The organism is Bradyrhizobium sp. WYCCWR15520, assembly GCF_056174665.1.
Genome location: NZ_JBWBWM010000023.1, coordinates 78,047 through 99,297, shown reverse-complemented (window position 1 = coordinate 99,297; position 21,251 = coordinate 78,047). Strand labels below are relative to the sequence as shown.

Annotated in this window: 23 protein-coding genes; 8 read left to right on the top strand and 15 right to left on the bottom strand. The window is 63.7% G+C overall.

What is annotated here, in order from left to right:
* Positions 1-146: 146 nt before the first annotated feature.
* The 4 genes from trmD to ffh all read right to left on the bottom strand — a co-directional run bounded on the left by trmD (position 147) and on the right by ffh (position 3,385).
* Complete coding sequence (trmD, locus tag AC0QUY_RS25670) at positions 147-866, bottom strand: tRNA (guanosine(37)-N1)-methyltransferase TrmD (protein ID WP_475388981.1); 720 nt, start codon at positions 864-866, stop codon at positions 147-149.
* A gap of 10 nt (positions 867-876) precedes the next feature.
* On the bottom strand, positions 877-1,401 hold the full coding sequence (gene rimM, locus AC0QUY_RS25665; protein WP_161850844.1) for a ribosome maturation factor RimM: 525 nt from the start codon (positions 1,399-1,401) through the stop codon (positions 877-879).
* Between the two features lie 19 nt (positions 1,402-1,420).
* The gene (rpsP, locus tag AC0QUY_RS25660) at positions 1,421-1,750 is read right to left on the bottom strand and encodes a 30S ribosomal protein S16 (protein WP_057837802.1); all 330 of its coding nucleotides are present in this window, start codon (positions 1,748-1,750) and stop codon (positions 1,421-1,423) included.
* 87 nt (positions 1,751-1,837) lie between these two features.
* Entirely contained in the window at positions 1,838-3,385 is a 1,548-nt protein-coding gene (ffh, locus tag AC0QUY_RS25655) for a signal recognition particle protein (protein ID WP_161850842.1), read from the bottom strand.
* 371 nt (positions 3,386-3,756) lie between these two features.
* On the opposite strand from ffh, the gene AC0QUY_RS25650 reads away from it, so the two are divergent.
* Positions 3,757-4,821: an MBL fold metallo-hydrolase gene (locus tag AC0QUY_RS25650; protein WP_475389036.1), complete on the top strand. Its 1,065-nt coding sequence runs from the start codon at positions 3,757-3,759 to the stop codon at positions 4,819-4,821.
* Positions 4,822-4,954: 133 nt separating this feature from the next.
* Here AC0QUY_RS25650 and AC0QUY_RS25645 read toward each other — a convergent pair whose 3' ends face one another.
* A complete protein-coding gene (locus AC0QUY_RS25645) occupies positions 4,955-5,665 on the bottom strand; it encodes an SIMPL domain-containing protein (RefSeq protein WP_475388979.1) in 711 nt (236 codons plus the stop codon).
* Positions 5,665-6,375, bottom strand: a complete 711-nt coding sequence (locus tag AC0QUY_RS25640) for a GyrI-like domain-containing protein (RefSeq protein ID WP_475388978.1) — start codon at positions 6,373-6,375, stop codon at positions 5,665-5,667. Before AC0QUY_RS25640 ends, AC0QUY_RS25645 begins: the two co-directional genes overlap by 1 nt.
* Before the next feature lie 184 nt (positions 6,376-6,559).
* Here AC0QUY_RS25640 and dapF point away from each other — a divergent pair, with 184 nt between their 5' ends.
* Together dapF and mtaB are read left to right on the top strand one after the other, a co-directional pair.
* The gene (gene dapF, locus AC0QUY_RS25635; RefSeq protein ID WP_475388977.1) at positions 6,560-7,444 is read left to right on the top strand and encodes a diaminopimelate epimerase; all 885 of its coding nucleotides are present in this window, start codon (positions 6,560-6,562) and stop codon (positions 7,442-7,444) included.
* A 5-nt stretch (positions 7,445-7,449) separates the two neighbouring features.
* Complete coding sequence (gene mtaB, locus AC0QUY_RS25630) at positions 7,450-8,715, top strand: tRNA (N(6)-L-threonylcarbamoyladenosine(37)-C(2))-methylthiotransferase MtaB (RefSeq protein WP_475388975.1); 1,266 nt, start codon at positions 7,450-7,452, stop codon at positions 8,713-8,715.
* Between the two features lie 107 nt (positions 8,716-8,822).
* Here mtaB and AC0QUY_RS25625 read toward each other — a convergent pair whose 3' ends face one another.
* Positions 8,823-9,458 carry an RluA family pseudouridine synthase gene (locus AC0QUY_RS25625; RefSeq protein ID WP_475388974.1) on the bottom strand — a complete coding sequence of 212 codons (636 nt, stop codon included), beginning with the start codon at positions 9,456-9,458 and terminating at the stop codon, positions 8,823-8,825.
* 136 nt (positions 9,459-9,594) lie between these two features.
* Between AC0QUY_RS25625 and ftsY the strand changes: the two genes are divergently transcribed.
* Both ftsY and AC0QUY_RS25615 read left to right on the top strand, forming a co-directional pair.
* Positions 9,595-10,542 (top strand): signal recognition particle-docking protein FtsY, encoded by a 948-nt coding sequence (gene ftsY / locus AC0QUY_RS25620; protein WP_475388973.1) that lies wholly within the window; start codon positions 9,595-9,597, stop codon positions 10,540-10,542.
* A gap of 1 nt (position 10,543) precedes the next feature.
* Complete coding sequence (locus tag AC0QUY_RS25615) at positions 10,544-11,146, top strand: septation protein A (protein ID WP_161850835.1); 603 nt, start codon at positions 10,544-10,546, stop codon at positions 11,144-11,146.
* A 182-nt stretch (positions 11,147-11,328) separates the two neighbouring features.
* Here the strand turns inward: AC0QUY_RS25615 and AC0QUY_RS25610 are convergent, their stop codons facing one another.
* From AC0QUY_RS25610 to ccmA, 6 genes are all read right to left on the bottom strand, one after another.
* Complete coding sequence (locus AC0QUY_RS25610; RefSeq protein WP_161850834.1) at positions 11,329-11,697, bottom strand: ComEA family DNA-binding protein; 369 nt, start codon at positions 11,695-11,697, stop codon at positions 11,329-11,331.
* Between the two features lie 174 nt (positions 11,698-11,871).
* Complete coding sequence (locus tag AC0QUY_RS25605) at positions 11,872-12,465, bottom strand: DsbE family thiol:disulfide interchange protein (RefSeq protein WP_161850833.1); 594 nt, start codon at positions 12,463-12,465, stop codon at positions 11,872-11,874.
* The gene (gene ccmD / locus AC0QUY_RS25600) at positions 12,462-12,641 is read right to left on the bottom strand and encodes a heme exporter protein CcmD (RefSeq protein ID WP_161850832.1); all 180 of its coding nucleotides are present in this window, start codon (positions 12,639-12,641) and stop codon (positions 12,462-12,464) included. Before ccmD ends, AC0QUY_RS25605 begins: the two co-directional genes overlap by 4 nt.
* Positions 12,642-12,645: 4 nt before the next feature.
* The gene (locus tag AC0QUY_RS25595) at positions 12,646-13,377 is read right to left on the bottom strand and encodes a heme ABC transporter permease (RefSeq protein ID WP_161850831.1); all 732 of its coding nucleotides are present in this window, start codon (positions 13,375-13,377) and stop codon (positions 12,646-12,648) included.
* Positions 13,378-13,469: 92 nt separating this feature from the next.
* Entirely contained in the window at positions 13,470-14,138 is a 669-nt protein-coding gene (gene ccmB / locus AC0QUY_RS25590) for a heme exporter protein CcmB (RefSeq protein ID WP_161850830.1), read from the bottom strand.
* Positions 14,135-14,737, bottom strand: a complete 603-nt coding sequence (gene ccmA / locus AC0QUY_RS25585; protein WP_475388971.1) for a heme ABC exporter ATP-binding protein CcmA — start codon at positions 14,735-14,737, stop codon at positions 14,135-14,137. The genes ccmB and ccmA overlap by 4 nt, the downstream gene beginning before the upstream one ends.
* A 226-nt stretch (positions 14,738-14,963) precedes the next feature.
* On the opposite strand from ccmA, the gene acnA reads away from it, so the two are divergent.
* From acnA to AC0QUY_RS25570, 3 genes are all read left to right on the top strand, one after another.
* Positions 14,964-17,684, top strand: coding sequence for an aconitate hydratase AcnA (gene acnA, locus AC0QUY_RS25580; protein ID WP_475388969.1), 2,721 nt, complete (start codon positions 14,964-14,966; stop codon positions 17,682-17,684).
* A gap of 158 nt (positions 17,685-17,842) precedes the next feature.
* The gene (locus tag AC0QUY_RS25575; protein ID WP_475388968.1) at positions 17,843-18,601 is read left to right on the top strand and encodes a DUF1223 domain-containing protein; all 759 of its coding nucleotides are present in this window, start codon (positions 17,843-17,845) and stop codon (positions 18,599-18,601) included.
* A 518-nt stretch (positions 18,602-19,119) separates the two neighbouring features.
* Complete coding sequence (locus tag AC0QUY_RS25570; protein WP_161850826.1) at positions 19,120-19,491, top strand: DUF2794 domain-containing protein; 372 nt, start codon at positions 19,120-19,122, stop codon at positions 19,489-19,491.
* A gap of 144 nt (positions 19,492-19,635) precedes the next feature.
* On the opposite strand, the gene AC0QUY_RS25565 is transcribed toward AC0QUY_RS25570, so the two are convergent.
* The gene (locus tag AC0QUY_RS25565) at positions 19,636-20,181 is read right to left on the bottom strand and encodes an N-acetyltransferase family protein (RefSeq protein WP_475388966.1); all 546 of its coding nucleotides are present in this window, start codon (positions 20,179-20,181) and stop codon (positions 19,636-19,638) included.
* Between the two features lie 142 nt (positions 20,182-20,323).
* Positions 20,324-21,115, bottom strand: coding sequence for a Bax inhibitor-1/YccA family protein (locus AC0QUY_RS25560; RefSeq protein ID WP_161850824.1), 792 nt, complete (start codon positions 21,113-21,115; stop codon positions 20,324-20,326).
* Between the last annotated feature and the right edge of the window lie 136 nt (positions 21,116-21,251).

The window sequence follows — 21,251 nt, the reverse complement described above, 5'->3', positions numbered from 1 at the left end:
CCGCAAAAGTGGACACCGGTTTTGCGAAAAGAATACGCGCACTTCTAACGAGTTAGCGCATTTCCGGACGGCAAACCGGATTCCACTTTGCCTGAAAATGCGCGTGCGCGGATTTGGCGCTCGTATAAGGCATCGGGCCGCGCTTGTCACCCGTCTGTCTTGTTTTTTGTGGCTTTTTGGCCGGGCTTGGCAGCCCACAGGTCCGGCCGCCGCGCCCGGGTCAGGGCCTCGGCCTGGGCCCTTCGCCAGGCCGCCACCTTGGCATGGTCGCCCGAGATCAGGATTTCGGGGATACCGCGGCCCTCGAACTCTTGCGGGCGGGTAAACTGGGGGTATTCCAGTAGTCCGTCGGAAAAACTTTCGTCCTCGCCCGAGGCCTGCTTGCCCATCACCCCCGGCAAAAGCCTCACACAGGCGTCGATCAGAGCCATTGCGGCGATTTCGCCACCCGACAGCACGTAGTCGCCGATCGAGACCTCTTCGAGGTTCCGCGCCTCGATCACCCGCTGGTCGACCCCCTCGAACCGGCCGCAGACGATCAGGGGCCCCGGCCCGAGGGCGAGTTCCTTGACCCGCGACTGGGTCAATGGCCGACCCCGCGGGCTCATCAGGAGGTGCGGCCGATCCTGACCGGCATCGGCGGTATCGATCGCAGCCGCCAGCACGTCGGCGCGGAGCACCATGCCGGGCCCGCCGCCGGCCGGGGTGTCATCGACGCTGCGGTGGCGGTCGGTGGCTGAATCGCGGATATCACGCGCCTCCAGCGACCACAGCCCGGACGCCAGCGCCTTGCCCGCCAGGCTGACGCCGAGCGGTCCGGGAAACATGTCCGGGAATAAGGTGAGAACCGTGGCGCGCCAGGTCATATCAAACCCATCACGTGAGCGTCGGGGCTTCGTCGCCTTCGATTTCCTGCGGCAGCTCGATCACAACGCGGCCGCCGGCGAGATCGACCGTCGGCACGACCGCATTGGTGAAAGGCAATAGCATGGTGGCGCCCCGCGGCGGCGCAATCTCGATGATGTCGCCGGCGCCGAAATTGTGGATCGCAACGACACGGCCGAGCGAATCGTTGGCAGCGTTGACCGCCGCAAGTCCGATCAGATCGGCGTGGTAATATTCGTCCTCGTCGGTCTCGGGCAATTTGTCGCGCGCGACATAGAGCTCGATGCCGTTGAGCCGTTCGGCGTCCTCGCGGGTGGCGATGCCCTTGAACGTCGCCACCAGGTGGTCCCTGGCCTCGCGGACATGCGTCACCTCGAACTGGCGCGCGCCGTCGCTGGTCATCAGCGGGCCGTATTGCTTTACGGCCAGCGGATCTTCGGTGAATGTCCACAGTTTTACCGCGCCGCGCACGCCATGCGCGGCGCCGATCCGGGCGACGCAAATCGGTGTTTTCACCGTCGTGCGCCGCTACGTTTTACGCCTTCGCGGCGGCTTCGGCGGCCTTGCGCTCCTTGCGCGGCACGGCCTTTTCCGGGTTGTTGCGCGCGGCGCGCTTGACGATGCCGGCGGCATCGAGGAAGCGGGTCACGCGGTCCGACGGCTGCGCGCCCTTGGCGAGCCAGGACTTCACCTTGTCCATGTCGAGCTTCAGGCGCGACTCATTGTCCTTCGGCAGCAGCGGATTGAAATGGCCGAGACGCTCGATGAAGCGGCCGTCGCGGGGAAAGCGCGAGTCGGCAACAACGACGTGATAGACCGGACGCTTCTTGGTGCCCGCGCGAGCGAGGCGGATAACGACTGACATTTAGTTCTCCTGAGTGTGGGTTAATTGAAAGTCTGTTGGTTGTTAGTCGTCATTGCGAGCAGCCAACTGGTCGCATGACGGGTGTCCTCACTTCTTCTTCCCCGGAAAACCGCCGAGGCCCGGCAGCGTGGGCTTGCCGCTGAGGCCGGTAAGCCCCGGCACATTCGGCAATCCCTGACGCAGGCCGACCGGAAGATCCTTTGGCAAATTTGGCAGGCCGCCGCCCGCGCCGCCCTGCATCTTGTCGGCCAGCGCCTTCATCTCTTCCGGCGAAGGCGGCTTCATGCCGCCGCCAAAACCCATCGCCTGGGCGATGCCGGCGAGCGGGCCGCGCTTGCCCGAACCCATCGCCTTCATCATGTCGGCCATGTTCCGGTGCATCTTCAGGAGCTTGTTGACCTGCTCGACATTCTGGCCGGCGCCGGCGGCGATACGCTTCTTGCGGCTGGCTTTAAGAATGTCGGGGTTCTTGCGCTCGGCACGCGTCATCGAATCGATGATCGCGACCTGACGCTTGAGGATCTTGTCGTCGATCCCGGCGGCCGCGATCTGGTTCTTCATCTTGGCGATGCCGGGCATCATGCCCATCAGCCCACTGATGCCGCCCATGTTCGCCATCTGCAACAGTTGCTCGCGCATGTCGTTGAGGTCGAACTGACCCTTGCGCATGCGCTCGGCGGTGCGCGCGGCTTTCTCGGCGTCGATATTGGCGGCGGCGCGCTCGACCAGCGACACCACATCGCCCATGCCGAGAATGCGGCCGGCGATACGGCTGGGGTGAAAATCCTCCAGCGCGTCGGTCTTTTCGCCGGTGCCGATCAGCTTGATCGGCTTGCCGGTCACCGCGCGCATCGACAGCGCCGCACCGCCGCGGCCGTCGCCGTCGACGCGCGTCAGCACGATGCCGGTGAGGCCGACGCGCTGATCGAACGAGCGCGCGAGGTTGACCGCGTCCTGGCCGGTCAAGGAGTCCGCGACCAGCAGCACTTCGTGCGGACTGGCGGTGGCTTTGATCTCGGCCGCCTCGCTCATCATCTCTTCGTCGAGCGTGGTGCGGCCGGCGGTGTCGAGCAGCACGACGTCGTAGCCGCCGAGTTTGCCGGCTTCGAGCGCCCGTTTTGCAATTTGCGCCGGCTTCTGGCCGGCGACGATCGGCAGCGTCGGGATGTCGAGGTCGCGCCCCAGCACGGCCAATTGCTCCATTGCCGCGGGGCGATAGATGTCGAGCGAGGCCATCAGCACCTTGCGCTTGTCGCGCTGGGTCATGCGGCGGGCGAGTTTGGCTGTCGTCGTGGTCTTGCCGGAACCCTGCAGGCCGACCATCATGATCGCGACCGGCGGTACCGCATTGAGGTCGATGGTCTGGCCATCAGCGCCAAGCGTGGCGACAAGTTCGTCATGGACGATCTTGACCACCATCTGGCCGGGCGTGACCGATTTGACCACGGTGGCGCCGACCGCCTGTTCACGAACGCGGTCGATAAAACTCCTGACGACGTCGAGCGAGACGTCGGCCTCCAGCAGCGCGCGGCGCACCTCGCGCATCGCGGCATCGACGTCCTTTTCGGTCAGCGCACCGCGCCCCGTCAGACGATCGAGTATCCCGCCAAGCCTTTCCGACAGATTGTCGAACAATGCCGTTGTCCTTTGTGCCCTTGCAGGCGCTGCCTCAACTCGTCATCGTCGCCAGGACGATATTCCAAACACTTTCGCGCCCGAGGGCGCATCGCGCTGTCGGGCGTTGGCCTCCGGTCTCATGGGCCGGGCGGCGGGTCGAAAAGATAAGTCTTTCCGAGAAAGTGCGCGGGTTAAACGCCCGGAAGCAGCGAAAGTCAAGGAGAAACTAGGGCGTAATGCCCTGGTGGCCTAGCCGTAAACCTCTGAATTATATACATTTTCGTTCAGGGCGACTGGTGAAGCGCGCGTCGTTTTTATCGCAGGTTCCAAGTTGAGCCATGACACGCCATATAACACCCCATGTCTCCTGTTCTCTCCCGCCTGTCGTGATGCCCATTACCCGCCGCCGCGTCTTTGCATTGCTCGCCGGGGCCGCCACGGCCGTCGGCCTGCCGTCTGTCTGGATCAGCAATATGAAAACCTATGAAGGTCCCGCCTCCGATCATTTCGACGGCATGCGCTTCTTCGATCCCGACGGCGTGCCGCCGAAATCATTGGCGGAGGTGCTGCGCTGGCAGTTTGGCAGCGACCGCAAGCGCGCAAGTTGGCCGGACTGGGTGCCGAACGCGCACAGCGATACGCCGCCGCCGCGCGTTTCCGGCGATAAGGTGCGGCTGTCCTTTGTCGGCCATGTCTCCTGGCTGATCCAGACGCGGGACCTCAACATTCTCGTCGATCCCGTGTGGTCGTTGCGGGCGTCGCCCCTCACCTTCGCCGGGCCGAAACGGCACAACGATCCCGGCATCGCCTTCGACGCGCTGCCCAAGATCGACGTCGTGCTGGTCAGCCACGGCCATTACGACCATCTCGACATCGCGACACTGTCGAAGCTTACGGAAAAATTCTCGCCGCGCGTGATCACGCCGCTCGGCAACGACGTCACCATGCGCGATGCGGACAGTGCAATCAAAGTCGAGGGATTCGACTGGCAGGACCGTGTCGAGCTTGGCAACGGCATCGCGGTGACGCTGGTGCCGACGCGGCACTGGTCGGCGCGCGGCCTGTTCGACCGCAACAAGGCGCTATGGGCGAGTTTTGTGCTGGAGACGCCGGCAGGAAAACTCTACATCGTCTGCGATTCCGGCTATGGCGAGGGCAAGCACTTTCGTCGCGTCGCCGAGAAGCACGGGCCGCTGCGGCTGGCGATCTTGCCGATCGGCGCCTATGAGCCGCGCTGGTTCATGAAGGACCAGCACATGAATCCGTCAGACGCCGTGAAGGCATTGGCCGATTGCGGCGCCGAGACCGCGCTCGCGCATCACCACGGCACGTTCCAACTCACGGATGAGGCTATCGACGCACCAGTGAATGCATTGGCCGACGCGCTCAAGGAAGCGAAGATTCCACCGGAGCGGTTCGCGGCGCTGAAGCCGGGGCAGGTGGTGGAGATCTAACCTCTCGTCGTCCCTGCGAACGCAGGGACCCATACTCACCGTTGCTGATGATTGAAAAAGGCTGGAGCTCCAGCTCGGCATAACCACATCTCCGTGTGGTTATGGGTCCCTGCGTTCGCAGGGACGATAGCGACTACTCCTTCGCCTTGATCGCCCAAGACACGTTCACCGTCACCGACAGCGTCTCTTCGCCTTGCGCCACTGGGGCGCCCGCGGCCATCGGGGCTGCAACCTTGCCGCGGAATAGCGGGCCGGGCGGTCCGCCTTCCTCGACACTGATCGGTTCACCAAGCGCGACGCCGACAGCCTTGGCGTAGATCTCGGCCTTGCGGCGCGCATCCGCAATCGCCTTCTCGCGAGCCTCGTCCAGATGTTTCGAGGCCTGCGTTACCGTGAAGCTGATGCCGCCGATATCGTTGGCGCCGGCGCTGACCAGCACGTCGATCACGTTCGCAACCTTGGTGACATCGCGGATCTTGACCGTGACGCGGTTGCTGGCGCGGAAGCTCACGATGCCTGCCGTGCGCTCAGCGGTTCTGGGCGACGTGGCAAACTGCGGCTGCAGCGACAGCCGCGAGGTCTGGTAGTCCTTTTCCTCGATGCCGGCGCCCTTCAGCGCCAGCAGCACCTTGCCCATCGCAGCGTTATTGGCATCCGACGCCTCCCGCGCCGTCTTGGCGTCGGACGTCACGCCGCCGTCGATCTGCGCCTGATCGGGCGCCACTGACACATTCGCTTCGCCGGTCACGGAAATCGCGGGCGGCGGCGCCGTCTGCGCCAATGCGGGTGCGGCAAGCCACGCGGCGGTTACGGCGGCAAGGGCGAGCGCATGCTTCACGCCCATCACCTCAGCGGCACATAGACGTTGATCACCAGCTTGTCCTCCGCCGTCTTCAGCGGATTGGTGATGTATTCCTCGATGAAGGTGTCCTTGGCTTCCAGCTTCTTGTCGTCGAGATGGTTGGTGATCGCCTCGTAGGTGTTGTCCATGTTGTCGTAGGAACCGCGATGGACGAATTTCAGCGCCTTGCCCTCGGGCGACTTGCCCATGCTCATGTCCTTGGTCAGGTTCTTGACGTCCTGATCGACGGGAATCTGCGCCAGGAACGTAAAGCCGGTATCGTCGGTCGAGGTGTAGACGATCATCGAATTGCCCGTGGCCTTGATGCCCTGCTTGTCGAGCAGGGCGGTCAGCGCCTTGAACGAATCGATCAGGGTGTCGAACGCCGAATCCCAATTGGCGGTGCCCTTCATCACCACGACCTTCTTGGGCTCGAGGGTAAATTCCTCGCCAAAGGGGTCGGCGGTCTGGACGTTGGCGGCGGGAGGGGGCGGCGCGGGCGTGGGGGCCTTCTCTGCGGTCGGCGCATCTGCCGGGGACTTGGTTTCGGCCGGCGGCGGGACCGGCACGGCTGACGGTGCCGGGCTGGGCACAGCCGACGGACTTGCGGTCGGCGAGGCAGATGGCGCCGGCGATTGCGCCAACGTGGCCCCGCCAAATGCAACCATGGAGAGCGCGACTGCGGCCGCACGGAAAGTGCTTGTAAGCTTCATTTCAGGTATTCTCCATCCACCCCACCTGGCGGCGGCATGTCCCCGGTCCGCGTCCGCCAGAATGGTGCCATTTCCTAACACGCAAGGGCCGCATTCGTCCCATGACAGATGCGTCATATGCCCCCGCGCACTAGGCAATGCGGCAATATTCGCCATATAAGACAGGCATAAATTGGGAAATTCCATGAGCGCGCTGGCCAACCACGCATTTGCCAAGATGAACGGTATCGGCAACGAAATCGTCGTCGTGGACCTGCGCGATTCCAAGGCTGGTTCGAAGGCCGTCGTGACGCCGGAAGACGCCCGCGCCGTGGCCTCGCCCGCGGGCGTGCCATATGACCAGTTGATGGTATTACAGCCGCCGCGGCTGCAGGGCACCGAGGCGTTCATCCGCATCTACAACAATGACGGCTCGGAAGCCGGTGCCTGCGGCAACGGCATGCGCTGCGTGGTGCGCCGCCTGTTCGAGAAGACCGGCCAGACCGCGGTGACTTTCGAGACCCGCGCCGGGCTATTGAACTGCTGGCAGGGCCCGGCGCCCGATCTCTACACGGTCGACATGGGTGCGCCGAAGTTCGGGTGGCAGGATATTCCGCTGGCCGAGGAGTTTCGCGACACCCGCTACATCGAGCTGCAGGTCGGCCCGATCGATGCGCCGGTGCTGCATTCGCCGTCGGTGGTCTCGATGGGCAATCCGCACGCGATCTTCTGGGTCGACGACGTCAACGCCTACGATCTCGAACGCTTCGGGCCGCTGCTGGAAAATCATCCGATCTTTCCAGAGCGCGCCAATATCACGCTCGCCCATATCGTCGATCGTGACCACATCACGATCCGCACCTGGGAGCGGGGCGCCGGATTGACCAGGGCCTGCGGCTCGGCGGCTTGCGCCACTGCGGTCGCCGCCGCCCGGCTGAAGCGCGCCAATCGCGCGGTCGAGATCGCGTTGCCCGGCGGCAAGTTGTCGATCGAATGGCGCGAGCGCGACGACCATGTGCTGATGACGGGGACGGCCGATTTCGAATATGAAGGCCGCTTCGATCCGGCGCTGTTCGCCAGCGTCGCCTGAGAACAATGAGCGTCGACGTCCTCACGTTTGGCTGCCGTCTCAACGCGTTCGAATCCGAAGTGATCGCGCGCGAGGCGGAGCGCGCGGGCCTTTCCGATACCGTCGTTATCAATAGCTGCGCGGTCACCAACGAGGCGGTGGCGCAGGCGCGGCAGTCGATCCGCCGGCTGAAGCGCGAGCGGCCGGATGTGCGCATTGTCGTCACCGGTTGCGCGGCGCAGACGCAAGCCGAAATGTTTGCCGAAATGGCCGAGGTCGATCGCGTCGTCGGCAATGACGAGAAGATGCGCGGTGAAGCCTGGCGCGATGCGCGCACGGCGCTCGATAGAGGGTTTGGTATCGAGGCAAGCGAGAAGATCGCGGTCGCCGATATCATGGCGGTGAAGGAGATGGCGCCGCACCTGCTTGACGGTTTCAAGGCCGGCCTGCCGCGCGTGTTCGTGCAGGTGCAGAACGGCTGCGATCACCGCTGCACGTTCTGCATTATTCCCTATGGCCGCGGTAATTCACGCTCCGTTCCGATGGGCGCGGTGGTGGACCAGGTGCGTGCATTGGTCGAGCGCGGCCACGCCGAAATCGTGCTGACTGGCGTCGATCTGACGAGCTACGGCGCTGATCTCCCGGGCGCGCCGAAGCTCGGGCAACTGACAAAACAAATCCTGCGGCATGTGCCGGAACTGAAGCGTCTGCGGATTTCGTCGATCGACTCCATCGAGGCGGACCGTGACCTGCTCGATGTCATTGCCGGCGACGAACGGCTGATGCCGCATCTGCACCTGTCGCTGCAATCCGGCGACGATCTGATCCTGAAGCGGATGAAGCGGCGGCATTCGCGGCAAGACGCGATCGAATTCTGCGCGCAGGTGCGGCGGTTGCGTCCGGACATCACCTTTGGTGCCGACATAATCGCGGGCTTTCCGACCGAGACGGAGGACATGTTCGCTCGCTCGCAGGACCTCGTGGATGAGTGCGATCTGACTTTCCTGCACGTGTTTCCCTACTCGAAGCGACCTGGCACGCCGGCCGCGCGAATGCCGCAAGTGGCGGGCGGCGAGATCAAGACGCGTGCGAAGCGATTGCGGGCAACCGGCGAGGCGGCGCTGCAAAGGCGGCTGACATCGGAGATTGGTTCAACGCGTCAGGTGCTGATCGAGAGCGCGACGCAGGGGCGGACTGAACATTTTCTGCCGGTCGCAATATCGGACGAAACGTCTGGCGCGGTGATGCCGCTTGCGATCAAGGGCCATGACGGCGCGCGGCTGACGGTGTGAGAAAAGTCTCAGCCGTCATTGCGAGGAGCGCAGCGACGAAGCAATCCATAGCGCCGCATGCTGTGAAATGGATTGCTTCGCTTCGCTCGCAATGACGGTTGGCTGGCTCACTCCCCATTCCACCCGCATTTTCGCAGCCGCTCCCGCATATGCTCTGGCGCCGGCGCTGTCACGCGTACTGGCTCCTTGTTCTTCGAAATCGGAATCACGATCTCGCGGGAGTGCAGGTGCAGGATAGGCTCACCGAAGCGTGGGCCGTTGCCATAGATATTGTCGCCGACGATCGGCCAGCCCATCGCTGACGTGTGCACGCGCAGTTGATGGGTGCGGCCGGTGACCGGCTCCAGCGCCAGCCAGGCGAAGCCGTCGCCGCGGCCGCAGACCTTCCAGGTGGTGATGGCTTTCTGGCCTTCCGGGTCCGGCTTCTGCCACCAGCCGCGCTCGGCGTTGAGTCGGCCCAGCGGCATATCGATGGTGCCTTCATCTTCGGCAGGTCCGTCCTCCACGACGGCCCAATAGGTCTTTCCGACCTTGCCATGCTTGAACAATAGGCCGAGCGAGGCGGTGGCCTTGCGATGGCGTCCCAGCGCCAGACAGCCTGATGTATCCTTGTCGAGCCGGTGGGCCAGCACCGGCGGCCGCGGCAGGCCGAATCGCAGGCCATCGAAGGACGCCTCCAGATTGGCCCCGCCCTTGGGGCCGCGATGCACCGGCAGGCCGGCAGGCTTGTCAATGACCAGCATCAGCCCGTCGCGATGGAGCACGCGGGCCTGAATTTCATCTGCCGTTAGCCCTGGAACATCAAAGGATGTCCCGGGAACTTCGATGGATCTGTTGTGACTTCCGCTCATGGCGCGAAACCGCTAACACGTCCCCGACATGAGCGATACCACTCCCGGAACTCCAAAACAGAGCTGGTGGCGGCGGCTTTCGAGCGGCCTGAAGCGCACTTCCAGCGCGCTCGGTACGGCCGTTGCCGATCTCGTCATCAAGCGCAAGCTCGACCGCGCCATGCTCGACGATATCGAGGATGTGCTGCTGCGGGCCGATCTCGGCACGGCCGTCGCAGTCCGCATTGCCGACGCCGTCGGCGCCGGGCGCTATGACAAGGCGATTTCGGCCGATGAAGTGAAGACGGTCGTCGCGAGCGAAGTCGAGAAGGTGCTGACGCCGGTGGCCAAGCCGCTGGAGATTGACGCGGCGCAGAAGCCGTTCGTCATTCTTGTCGTCGGCGTCAATGGCTCCGGCAAGACCACCACCATCGGCAAGCTTGCCGCGAAATTGAGCGCGGAGGGCCGCAAGGTGATGATGGCGGCCGGCGACACCTTTCGCGCCGCGGCGATCGAGCAATTGAAGATCTGGGGCGAACGCACCAAATCGCCTGTCATTGCGGGTGCGCAGGGTTCGGATTCGGCTAGCCTTGCCTTCAACGCGCTGAGCGCGGCCAAGGAACAAAAAATCGACGTGCTGCTGGTCGATACGGCGGGTCGTTTGCAGAACAAGGCCGAGCTGATGAACGAGCTGGAAAAGGTCGTTCGCGTCATCAAGAAGGTCGACGCGTCAGCGCCGCATGCCGTGCTGCTCGTGCTCGATGCCACGGTGGGACAAAATGCGCTGTCGCAGGTCGAGGCGTTTCATCGTACCGCTGGCGTCACCGGTCTCGTGATGACGAAGCTCGACGGCACCGCGCGCGGCGGCATCCTGGTGGCGCTGGCGGAGAAATTCAAGCTTCCGGTGCACTTCATCGGCGTCGGTGAAGGCATCGACGATCTCGCGCCGTTCACCGCGCGGGATTTCGCCAACGCGATTGCAGGGATTGAAAGTTAGTATGGACAAGACCCAGCCGCATCCGATGTTCAAGCTCGCGACCGAACTCGGTCCGCTGATCGTGTTCTTTGTCGCCAACGCCAAGTTCAACCTGTTCGTCGCAACGGGCGCCTTCATGGTGGCGATCGTGGCGGCGATGATCGCCTCCTATGTGGTGGTGCGGCATGTGCCCGTCATGGCGATCGTCACCGCCGTCATCGTGCTGGTGTTCGGCACGCTGACGCTGGTGCTGCACGACGAGACCTTCATCAAGGTCAAGCCGACCATGGTCTACGGCCTGTTCGCGGCGATCCTTGGCGGCGGTCTTTTATTCGGCCGCTCGTTCATCGCGATCCTGTTCGATCAGGTGTTCAACCTGACGCCGAAGGGCTGGCGCATCCTGACCATGCGCTGGGCGTTGTTCTTTTTCGCCATGGCGCTGCTGAACGAATTCATCTGGCGCACGCAGTCGACCGACTTCTGGGTGAATTTCAAGGTGTTCGGCGCGATCCCGATCACGATGGTCTTTGCGATTTTCCAGATGCCGGTCATCAAGCGCTATCACCTGGAGCCGGCTTCGCTGGAGGCGAGCGAGGCGGAAGCGGGGGATGTGAGCAAGGGCTAGCAAATCGCGCCCCACACGTCATTGCGAGAAGCGAAGCGACGAAGCAATCCATACCGCGTCAACGGGACAATGGATTGCTTCGCGGAGCCTGTCATCGGGCGCGCATTCGCGCGACCCGTTGGCTCGCAATGACGAAAGGACAGATCGCGACCTCCCCGCTTGCGGCGGTGGGAGAGAAGTTCTCAGCTCTTCTGCTTGGCGATGATCTTGTCCTTGATCTTGTCGTAGGTCGCCTGCGGGAGAATGCTCTTGTTCACGAGATCATCCTTGCCCTTGTACGGACGCCCGGCGATGATTTTTGCCGAATAGGCCTTGCCGACGCCCGGCAGCGCGTCGAGCTGGTCGGCGGTCGCGGAGTTGATGTCCAGCAGCTCGGCCTTGGCTTCCTTTGGCGCGGGCGCCATCTTCGACTCGGACGCTTTCGGCGCGGGAGCCATCTTGCTTTCGGACTTGGCCGCGGGCTGCGTGCTCTGGGCCATCGACGGCGTTGCCGTCATAAGGCCGAGCGTGAGCGCGGTGGCGAGAAGAGAAGCGAGCGTGAAATGACGCATTGGGTGTCCCTCCAAGGACGGTTCAAGTAACACCCCAAAGCTAGCTGCGAATTCATGGCGGCGCCATGGCTGGCAAATGAACGGCAGATAAAACCGGAAGAATATTTGGAGTCGATTCCTGTTTCGAGATTCCGGGTTCGCATCTGCGATGCGCCCCCGGAATGGCGCAAGAGGTTAGCTCCCCGCCTTCAACGCCTTCTCGATCTCAACCTTCAACACACTGTCCAGATTGGCTCGCGTCACCGGCCCGACCAACTTGTAGCGGATGGTGCCGTCGCGGCCGACCACGAAGGTTTCCGGTACGCCGTAAACGCCCCATTCGATCGATGCCCGGCCGTTGCCGTCGGCGCCGACGGCGGCGAACGGATTGCCGTAACGGCCGAGGAAGCGGCGGGCGTTGTCGGGCGAATCCTTGTAGTTGATGCCGACGATCTGTATCCGCGTGTCCTTGGCCAGCGCGGTCAGCAGCGGCGCCTCGTCGTGGCAGGGCACGCACCACGAGGCCCAGACATTGACGACGGAGACCTTGCCCTTGAACACGGCAGGGTCGAGCCCCGGCACGGGAACGCCGTTATGAACCAGGCCCTCCAGCGCCGGCAGCGTGGTTTGCGGCGCCGGACGGCCGATCAGGGCAGATGGGATTTTTGAGGGATCGCCGCCGTAGAGCCGCAGCAGGAACAGTGCGGCGATGGCCATAAAGGCGATCAGCGGCAGCGCCACCACCCAGCGCCAGCGGCGTGGTTGATCCGATGCTGCGGGCGCGCTCATCGAATGTCCGTCGCCTGGCGGCCGGAGCGCCGGGTCACCCCAGAGGCATCGAGTTGGCGCAGGCGCTCCTTCTGATGACGATAATCGATGGCGATCCAGACGATGAGAAGCAGCACGACTGCCGCCACCAGCGTGTAGGACGTCACGATAAAGGATGCGTAGGGACCGAGCGACATCGCGTCACGCCGCCTGCTGGCTGGCTTGCATCATCTGCAAGCTGCGCACCCGCCGGCGCAGGATCTCGTTGCGCATCGCCGCCAGATGCAGCGTGACGAACAACAGCGAGAAGGCGACCGCCATCACCAGCAGCGGAATCAGGAACGCCTTGTCGAGCGACGTGCCGCCCATTCGCAGCACGGCCGCCGGTTGATGCAGCGTGTTCCACCAGTCGACCGAGAACTTGATGATCGGCAGGTTGATGGCGCCGACCAGCGTCAGGACAGCGGCGGCGCGTGCCGCCCGCGACGGATCGTCGACCGCGCGCCATAGCGCCATCAGCCCGAGATACATCAGGAACAGGATCAGGACCGAGGTCAGCCGCGCGTCCCATTCCCAATAGGTGCCCCACATCGGCCGGCCCCACAGCGAGCCGGTGACGAGCGCGAGAAAGGTGAATGCCGCGCCGATCGGGGCGGCGGCTTTGGCCGCGACGTCGGCGAGCGGATGCCGCCACACCAGCGTGCCCAGCGCGCTGAGGCTCATTACGCCCCAGACGAACATCGCCAGCCAGGCGTTGGGAACGTGGACGAACATGATCTTCACGGTGGCGCCCTGCTGGTAGTCATCGGGAGCCATCGCCGCCTGATAGAGACCGACCAGCAACAGGATCGCGGTGGCTCCCGCCAGCCATGGCAGCACGCGCGCTGTCAGCGACAGGAATTTGGTGGGGTTGGCGAGGTCGATCAGCGTCATGGCATCCTGATAGTCGTCAGCGGCGGGGCAGGCAATGCGGCTTTGTTTGTTTCAATTTGCCTCAGCGAGAGTTGATCGGCGTCAAGTCGCGGTCAGTCGAGCCCATGCCGGAGGCTGGCCGCGGCGGCGAACGGACCAACCACGAGGCTCACCAGCGACAGCGCGCACAGGATCGAAAACGGTGTTCCAAACGGCAGCGGGCCCGTAATCGCCGCCTGCGACGCCGCCACACCGAAGATCAGTACCGGGATCGACAGCGGCAGCACCAGCACCGCGAGCAACAGGCCGCCGCGGTGCAATGTCACGGCAAGCGCGGCGCCGATCATGCCCGTGAACGTCAGCGCCGGCGTTCCCACCAAAAGCGTCAGCGCCACGGCTGACGTCGCCGAGACGTCGAGATTGAGCAATAGCCCGAGTACGGGGGTTGCTACGATCAGCGGCACACCGGCGGCGAGCCAGTGGGCCAGCGCCTTCGCGGCGCAGGCCAGTTCCAATGGGGTGCGACCCATCACGATCAGGTCGAGCGAGCCGTCCTCATGGTCGGCCGTGAACAGGCGGTCGAGCGTGAGTAGGCTGGCAAGTAGCGCCCCGAGCCAGAGGATCGCGGGTCCGAGCCGCGTCAGCAGCGGCAGGTCGGGCCCGATCGCAAACGGCATCAGCACCGTGACGGTCAGGAAGAACAAGACACCGATCAGCGCGCCGCCGCCGACGCGGAGCGCGATTCTGATGTCCCGGCGAATCAATGCGGCGAGGGCGGTCATGTCGCACCCCCCATCCGCAGTTCCCGCGCCTCAATCCCGAGCGGCGTGTGCGTAGCCGCTACGATGATGCCGCCGCCGGCGAGATGGTCCCGCATCACGCCCACGAACAGAGCTTGCCCGGCGGTATCGAGCGCCGAGGTCGGCTCGTCCAGAAGCCAGACCGGCCGCCGCACCACCAAGAGGCGGGCGATCGACAGCCGCCGCCGCTGGCCGGCCGAGAGGAAGGCCGCCGGCAGATGCGTGGCGTGGCCGAGGCCCACGGCGGTGAGGCATTGGCCGACGTCGCCGACCTTGCCGCCCAGGAAATCGCGCCAGAATGAGAGGTTTTCGTGCACACTCAGCGCTGGCTTCAGCGCATCGCGATGGCCGAGATAGTGGGCCTGTTCCGGCAGCGTCAACTCGGCCTCGCCGCCTTCCAGCGCGAGCGATCCGCCCGCTGGCACCAGAAGACCCGCGATCAGGCGCAACAGCGAGGTCTTGCCGGAGCCGTTCGGCCCGACCACGGCCAGCACCTCGCCGGACGAGGCCTCGAAATCGAGGCCAGAGAACACCCCGCGGCCGCCCCTGATACAGTCGATTTGGCGCCCCGAGAGCCGCATTTCGCTTCGTCACAGCCCTCTGAAATTGATGGGTACCGAGTCAGAATTTGTGGGTACCGCATTGCTGCAGCACGTTTGTCGGTGTGGCGGCGCTTCTAGAAAGATTCTATAAGCCCGGAACTTGATGCAGCACACAATCGGCGGCTGCAAGCCATCAGGCCAAGCCTCACGCTGAAGGTGTTTAAATACCCTTGCTGGGTATAACTAGAATTTGGGATTTCCTGACATGACCTCGCTCGACAGCTTCAAATGCCGCAAGACCCTCAAGGTCGGCAGCAAGACCTACGTGTATTACAGCCTGCCCGCCGCCGAGAAGAACGGTCTGAAGGGAATTTCCAAGCTGCCCTATTCGATGAAGGTGCTGCTGGAAAACCTGCTGCGCAACGAGGACGACCGCACGGTCAAGAAGGAAGACATCGTTGCGGTGTCGAAGTGGCTCAGAAAGCGCAAGCTTGAGCATGAAGTGGCGTTCCGTCCGGCGCGCGTGCTGATGCAGGATTTCACCGGCGTGCCGGCGGTGGTCGATCTCGCCGCGATGCGCAACGCAATGCAGGCCCTCGGCGGCGATGCCGAGAAGATCAACCCGCTGGTGCCGGTCGATCTCGTCATCGACCACTCGGTGATCGTCAACTTCTTCGGTGACAACAAGGCGTTCGGCAAGAACGTCGTCGAGGAATACAAGCAGAACCAGGAACGCTATGAGTTTCTGAAGTGGGGCCAGAAGGCGTTTTCGAATTTCTCCGTGGTGCCGCCCGGCACCGGCATCTGCCACCAGGTCAATCTCGAATATCTCGCCCAGACGGTGTGGACCAAGAAGGAGAAGATGACGGTCGGCAAGAAGACCGGCACCTTCGAGGTCGCCTATCCGGATTCGCTTGTTGGCACCGACTCGCACACCACCATGGTCAACGGCCTCGCCGTGCTCGGCTGGGGTGTCGGCGGCATCGAGGCGGAGGCCTGCATGCTCGGCCAGCCGCTGTCGATGCTGCTGCCGGAAGTCGTCGGCTTCAAGCTGAAGGGCCAGCTCAAGGAAGGCGTCACCGCGACGGACCTCGTGCTGACCGTGACGCAGATGCTGCGCAAGCAGGGCGTGGTCGGCAAGTTCGTCGAGTTCTTCGGCCCCGGCCTCGACTATCTCTCGGTCGCGGACAAGGCGACCATCGGCAACATGGCGCCGGAATACGGCGCGACCTGCGGCTTCTTCCCGGTCGATGCCGCAACCATTGACTATCTCAAGACCTCCGGCCGCAAGGCTGATCGCGTCGCGCTGGTGGCCGCCTATGCCAAGGCGCAGGGCCTGTTCCGTACGGCGAAATCGGCCGATCCGGTGTTCACGGAAACGCTGACGCTCGATCTGAAGGATGTCGTGCCGTCGATGGCCGGACCGAAGCGTCCCGAAGGCCGCGTTGCGCTGCCCGCGGTTTCCACCGGCTTCGCCACCGCGCTCGCCGGCGAATACAAGAAACCTGATGGCGCCGAGAACCGCTATTCGGTCGAGAACCGCGACTTCGATCTCGGCCATGGTGACGTCGTGATCGCCGCGATCACCTCCTGCACCAACACCTCCAACCCGAGCGTGCTGATCGGCGCAGGCCTCTTGGCGCGCAATGCCGCCGCCAAGGGCCTGACGGCCAAGCCGTGGGTGAAGACGTCTCTTGCCCCGGGCAGCCAGGTGGTCGCGGAATATCTCGCCAATTCGGGTCTGCAGAAGGATCTCGACAAGGTCGGCTTCAACCTGGTTGGCTTCGGCTGCACCACCTGCATCGGCAATTCCGGTCCGCTGCCGGAGGAGATTTCGAAGTCGATCAACGACAACGGCATCGTTGCGGCGGCCGTGCTGTCGGGTAACCGTAACTTTGAAGGTCGCGTCTCGCCGGACGTGCAGGCGAACTATCTGGCCTCGCCGCCGCTGGTGGTGGCCTATGCGCTGGCCGGCACCGTGACCAAGGATCTTGCGGTCGAGCCGATCGGCACCGGCAAGGACGGCAAGCCGGTGTACCTGAAGGACATCTGGCCGACCACGAAGGAGATCAACGCCTTCATGAAGAAATTCGTGACAGCGACGATCTTCAAGAAGCGCTATGCCGACGTGTTCAAGGGCGACACCAACTGGCGCAAGATCAAGACCACCGACAGCGAGACCTATCGCTGGAACATGTCGTCGACCTATGTGCAGAACCCGCCCTACTTCGAGGGCATGAAGAAGCAGCCCGATCCCGTGGTCGACGTGGTCGACGCGCGGATTCTTGCGATGTTCGGCGACAAGATCACCACCGACCATATCTCGCCGGCCGGCTCGATCAAGCTGACCTCGCCGGCCGGAAAATTCCTCAGTGAGCACCAGGTGCGTCCCGCCGACTTCAACCAGTACGGCACGCGGCGCGGCAATCACGAGATCATGATGCGCGGCACCTTCGCCAACATCCGCATCAAGAACTTCATGCTGAAGGGCGCCGACGGGAATATTCCGGAAGGCGGACTAACCAAGCACTGGCCCGACGGCGAGCAGATGTCGATCTACGACGCGGCGATGAAATACCAGCAGGAGAGCGTGCCGCTGGTGGTGTTCGCCGGCGCCGAATACGGCAACGGCTCCTCGCGCGACTGGGCTGCGAAGGGCACCCGCCTGCTCGGCGTCCGCGCCGTGATCTGCCAGAGCTTCGAGCGCATCCATCGCTCCAACCTGGTCGGCATGGGCGTGTTGCCGCTCACCTTCGAGGACGGCACGTCGTGGACATCGCTCGGGCTGAAGGGCGACGAGACGGTGACGATCCGGGGGCTGCAGGGCGACCTCAAGCCGCGCCAGACGCTGACGGCCGAGATCGTATCCGGCGACGGTTCGCTGCAGCGCGTGCCGCTGCTGTGCCGCATCGATACCCTCGACGAGCTCGAGTACTACCGAAACGGCGGCATTCTGCATTATGTGCTGCGCAAACTCGCGGCTTAACGCGGATTCGTGATCAGTGCCTCACTTCGAAGTGAGTGGCGACAAGAAAGAAGGCGGCCTATGACAAGGCCGCTTTCGCGCGTCTGGGGCACGCTTTCAGGAGCTCAAATCATGCCCCGTATAAATACGGATCGAAAACACTACCGCCGGTTCGCAGCATGTCAGCGATGATGGCCTACAACATTTCGCGATGGTCCGGAGCGCTCGGCGTCTGTGCAATCATCGCGGTCATCCGCCCGGCTCATGCCGATCCGCGCGCCGTCGTTGAACTGTTCACCTCGCAGGGCTGTTCGTCGTGTCCGCCGGCCGACAAGATCGTCGGCGAACTGGCCAAGGATCCGTCGGTGATCGCGCTGAGCATGCCGGTCGACTACTGGGATTATCTCGGCTGGAAGGACACGCTGGCAGACTCGCGCTTCAGCGCGCGTCAGAAAGCCTATTCGCATGTGCGCGGCGATCGCAACCTCTACACGCCGCAGATGATCGTTAACGGCTCCGCACAAGTGATCGGCAGCGATCGCGCCGCCATCGAAGGCGCCATCAAGACGACCGGCAAGACCGAAGGCGTGATGTCGGTGCCAGTGACGATGACGTTGTCGGGCAAGCTGCTCAATGTCTCGGTCGATGCGAGCAAGGTGTCAACGCCGGGCCGCGGCGAAATCTGGCTCTGCTCCGTCTCGAAGGCGGTACCGATTTCGATCGGGCGCGGCGAGAACCGTGGCCAGCAGATCACCTACTACAACGTGGTGCGCAATCTGGTGAAGGTCGGCGACTGGAACGGAAGCTCGGGAAGCTGGACCGTTCCGCTGGAGAGTATTTCCCGCGACGGCGTCGACGGTGCGGTCGTCTATGTCCAGGACGGCAGTCGCGACAAGCCGGGCGCGATGCTCGGCGCCGCCTACACCGCGTTGCGCTGATTAACGCTGGCGCTTCCGTAGCCCGGATGGAGCGCAGCGCAATCCGGGACAGCTTTCTCCGCCAGTGATGATCCCCGGATTACGCTGCGCTCCATCCGGGCTACGATGCTGAAGATTTCAAACTGGGTGCTGTGCTGCAGCCGACGAAGCCAGAGTTGAGCGTGGCATCTACGACAGCCCGCCCACAAACGAAAAAGGACCAACTCTCGTTGGCCCAGTATCGGGATTAACTCCCTTCTGCGAACAGGCCCGATCCCGACGGCCCCGGGGGGCTGGGGGCTGAGGAATCCGGAACCGAAAGGACCGGGCCAACGCAGGATTGTTTTCTCGCAACCCAGCGGGGCAGGCGGTTGGCGGAAGTGGGGCAGCAATAAGATTCCGCTAACGATCCCGTGAATCCCCGGGGATCGGTATTTCCGTTATTTCGGCGGTTCCATGCGGTTTCCTCGCATTTCCAGCCCCCTTGCGGCTTTTCGCGGTTAGCGCGATCATGTCGGTCGGATGACAGGAGGCGCTCCATGAACCCGATATCGGAGGACACCGATCCAAGCGCGAGCCGCGCAGTGGCGCGCCCCGCCACTGCAGTTCCTCCGCCGAATCGGGTCACGTTCAATCGTCTCGAACTCAACCGTATCCTCAATCTGTATGGCCGCATGGTCGCCGACGGCGAATGGCGCGACTACGCCATCGACTTCATGAAAGACCGCGCGGTGTTTTCGGTGTTTCGCCGCGCTTCCGAAGTCCCGCTTTACCGCATCGAGAAGGACCCGCGGCTCGCGCGCAAGCAGGGCATGTACAGCGTGATCTCGGCGACCGGGCTGATCCTGCGCCGCGGCCACGAGCTCGAACGCGTACTGCTGGTGATCGACCGCAAGCTGGCGTTGGTTTAGGCGGGATCCTGTCGCCCGGATGGAGAGCCAACGGGTCGCGCGAACGCGCGCCCGATGACAGGCTCCGCGAAATCCGGGAAGACCGTGTCCGCTTGCGAGATCGTCCCGGATTGCGCTGCGCTCCATCCGGGCTGCGAAGCCTTCTCAATCCTTCGGCACCGTCGTCGCGCCTTCGCCCAGCGCGCGCTGCATCATCACCGTATCCAGCCAACGGCCGAACTTGAGCCCGACGCTGGGGTGCGTCCCAATCATCTGGAAACCGCACTTGGTGTGAAGGCCGATCGAGCCGGCGTTGGCGGAATCGCCAATCACGGCGATCATCTGCCGGAAACCGCGCGCCTCGCATTCGGCTATCAGCCGCTGCATCAGCTGAAAGCCGACGCCGCGCCGGTGGGTCGAGGGCTTCAGGTAGACCGAGTTCTCCACCGAGAAGCGGTAAGCCGGGCGCGGCCGGTACGGCCCGGCATAGGCATAGCCGATCACCTCGCCTTCGACGGCGGCGGTGAAATAGGGAAAGCCGCCATCCATCAGGACTTTGAACCGCCGGGTCATCTCGGCGAGATCGGGCGGGATCAGTTCGAACGTCGCGGTGCCGTAGCGCACTGCGTGCTCGTAGATTTCGGTGATGGCGGGGAGGTCGGCCTCGGTGGCGGGCCGGATTTCAGGAGCGGACGTTTCAGAAGCGGGCATGGCAAAAAGATACCAGCAGACAGCTCTGGATCAACGCTCTTTCCGTCGTGGCCCGGGTGAGGCCCGGCCATGACGATCACGGATCAAAAGAAAAGCCCCGGCGCGAGGCCGGGGCTTCAACTCGTGAACCTGATCGGGGCGCTTATTCGCGCTGGCCGAGGAGCTGCAGCAGCAGCGTGAACAGGTTGATGAAGTTCAGATAGAGCGACAGTGCGCCGGTAATCGCCGCCTTGTCCGCTATCTCGCCGCCCTCGGAGGCGTAGCCATAGATGTAGTCGTTCTTCAGCCGCTGGGTATCCCAGGCGGTGAGGCCGGCAAACACCAGCACGCCGACCACCGAGACGATGAACTGCAGCATCGAGCTCGCCAGGAACAGGTTGACCAGGCTCGCGATGATGACGCCGATCAGGCCCATGAACAGGAACGACCCCATGCCGCTCATGTCACGCTTGGTGGTGTAGCCGTAAAGGCTCAGCGCGCCGAAGGTCGCCGCGGTGATGAAGAACACCCGCACGATCGAGGTGTGGGTGTACACTAGGAAGATCGACGACAGCGAAATGCCCATCAGGGCCGCGAACGCCCAGAACAGCAATTGTGCCGTCGCGGGCCGCAGCCGGTTGATGCCGAACGAGATCGCGAACACCATGACCAGCGGCGCGAGGATGAACAGCCACTTCAGCGGGCTGACATACATCGCGTAGCCGAACGGCGTCAGGAAGGCGTTGCCGAACCGGGCGGCGGCGCCGGCCTGGTCGGTGGTCACGGCGGCCATGTAGACGCCGAGCGCCGCAAGGCCGGTGATGGCCAGGCCGATGCTCATGTAGTTGTAGATGCGCAGCATGTAGGCGCGCAGACCGGCATCGACGGCCGCTGCGTCAACGCGTCCGGCGGCCCGGCCGAAAGGAGATACGTAGTTACGGTCTAGGTCCGACATGGTCGAATTCCCGTTGGTTGCCCGGCGGAGCGCAAGGGGTTTGCGGCGCCGGTTAGATTTCTTAGCTCAGATGTCCCGATCTGCCGACGCTAATTTCACGTCATGAACCTGGCCACTGATCTTGGCTGGTATGTGG

Coding starts and splice junctions, on each gene's coding strand:
- AC0QUY_RS25575 (WP_475388968.1), top strand. CDS start 17,843: ATGTCAGCGATGATGGCCTACAACATTTCGCGATGGTCCGGAGCGCTC.
- AC0QUY_RS25640 (WP_475388978.1), bottom strand. CDS start 6,375: ATGAAGCTTACAAGCACTTTCCGTGCGGCCGCAGTCGCGCTCTCCATG.
- AC0QUY_RS25645 (WP_475388979.1), bottom strand. CDS start 5,665: ATGGGCGTGAAGCATGCGCTCGCCCTTGCCGCCGTAACCGCCGCGTGG.
- AC0QUY_RS25570 (WP_161850826.1), top strand. CDS start 19,120: ATGAACCCGATATCGGAGGACACCGATCCAAGCGCGAGCCGCGCAGTG.
- ccmA (WP_475388971.1), bottom strand. CDS start 14,737: ATGCGGCTCTCGGGGCGCCAAATCGACTGTATCAGGGGCGGCCGCGGG.
- dapF (WP_475388977.1), top strand. CDS start 6,560: ATGAGCGCGCTGGCCAACCACGCATTTGCCAAGATGAACGGTATCGGC.
- AC0QUY_RS25625 (WP_475388974.1), bottom strand. CDS start 9,458: ATGCTGGTCATTGACAAGCCTGCCGGCCTGCCGGTGCATCGCGGCCCC.
- AC0QUY_RS25565 (WP_475388966.1), bottom strand. CDS start 20,181: ATGCCCGCTTCTGAAACGTCCGCTCCTGAAATCCGGCCCGCCACCGAG.
- AC0QUY_RS25615 (WP_161850835.1), top strand. CDS start 10,544: ATGGACAAGACCCAGCCGCATCCGATGTTCAAGCTCGCGACCGAACTC.
- acnA (WP_475388969.1), top strand. CDS start 14,964: ATGACCTCGCTCGACAGCTTCAAATGCCGCAAGACCCTCAAGGTCGGC.
- ccmD (WP_161850832.1), bottom strand. CDS start 12,641: ATGTCGCTCGGTCCCTACGCATCCTTTATCGTGACGTCCTACACGCTG.
- AC0QUY_RS25560 (WP_161850824.1), bottom strand. CDS start 21,115: ATGTCGGACCTAGACCGTAACTACGTATCTCCTTTCGGCCGGGCCGCC.
- AC0QUY_RS25650 (WP_475389036.1), top strand. CDS start 3,757: ATGCCCATTACCCGCCGCCGCGTCTTTGCATTGCTCGCCGGGGCCGCC.
- AC0QUY_RS25595 (WP_161850831.1), bottom strand. CDS start 13,377: ATGACGCTGATCGACCTCGCCAACCCCACCAAATTCCTGTCGCTGACA.
- rpsP (WP_057837802.1), bottom strand. CDS start 1,750: ATGTCAGTCGTTATCCGCCTCGCTCGCGCGGGCACCAAGAAGCGTCCG.
- ccmB (WP_161850830.1), bottom strand. CDS start 14,138: ATGACCGCCCTCGCCGCATTGATTCGCCGGGACATCAGAATCGCGCTC.
- trmD (WP_475388981.1), bottom strand. CDS start 866: ATGACCTGGCGCGCCACGGTTCTCACCTTATTCCCGGACATGTTTCCC.
- ftsY (WP_475388973.1), top strand. CDS start 9,595: ATGAGCGATACCACTCCCGGAACTCCAAAACAGAGCTGGTGGCGGCGG.
- AC0QUY_RS25610 (WP_161850834.1), bottom strand. CDS start 11,697: ATGCGTCATTTCACGCTCGCTTCTCTTCTCGCCACCGCGCTCACGCTC.
- AC0QUY_RS25605 (WP_161850833.1), bottom strand. CDS start 12,465: ATGAGCGCGCCCGCAGCATCGGATCAACCACGCCGCTGGCGCTGGGTG.
- mtaB (WP_475388975.1), top strand. CDS start 7,450: ATGAGCGTCGACGTCCTCACGTTTGGCTGCCGTCTCAACGCGTTCGAA.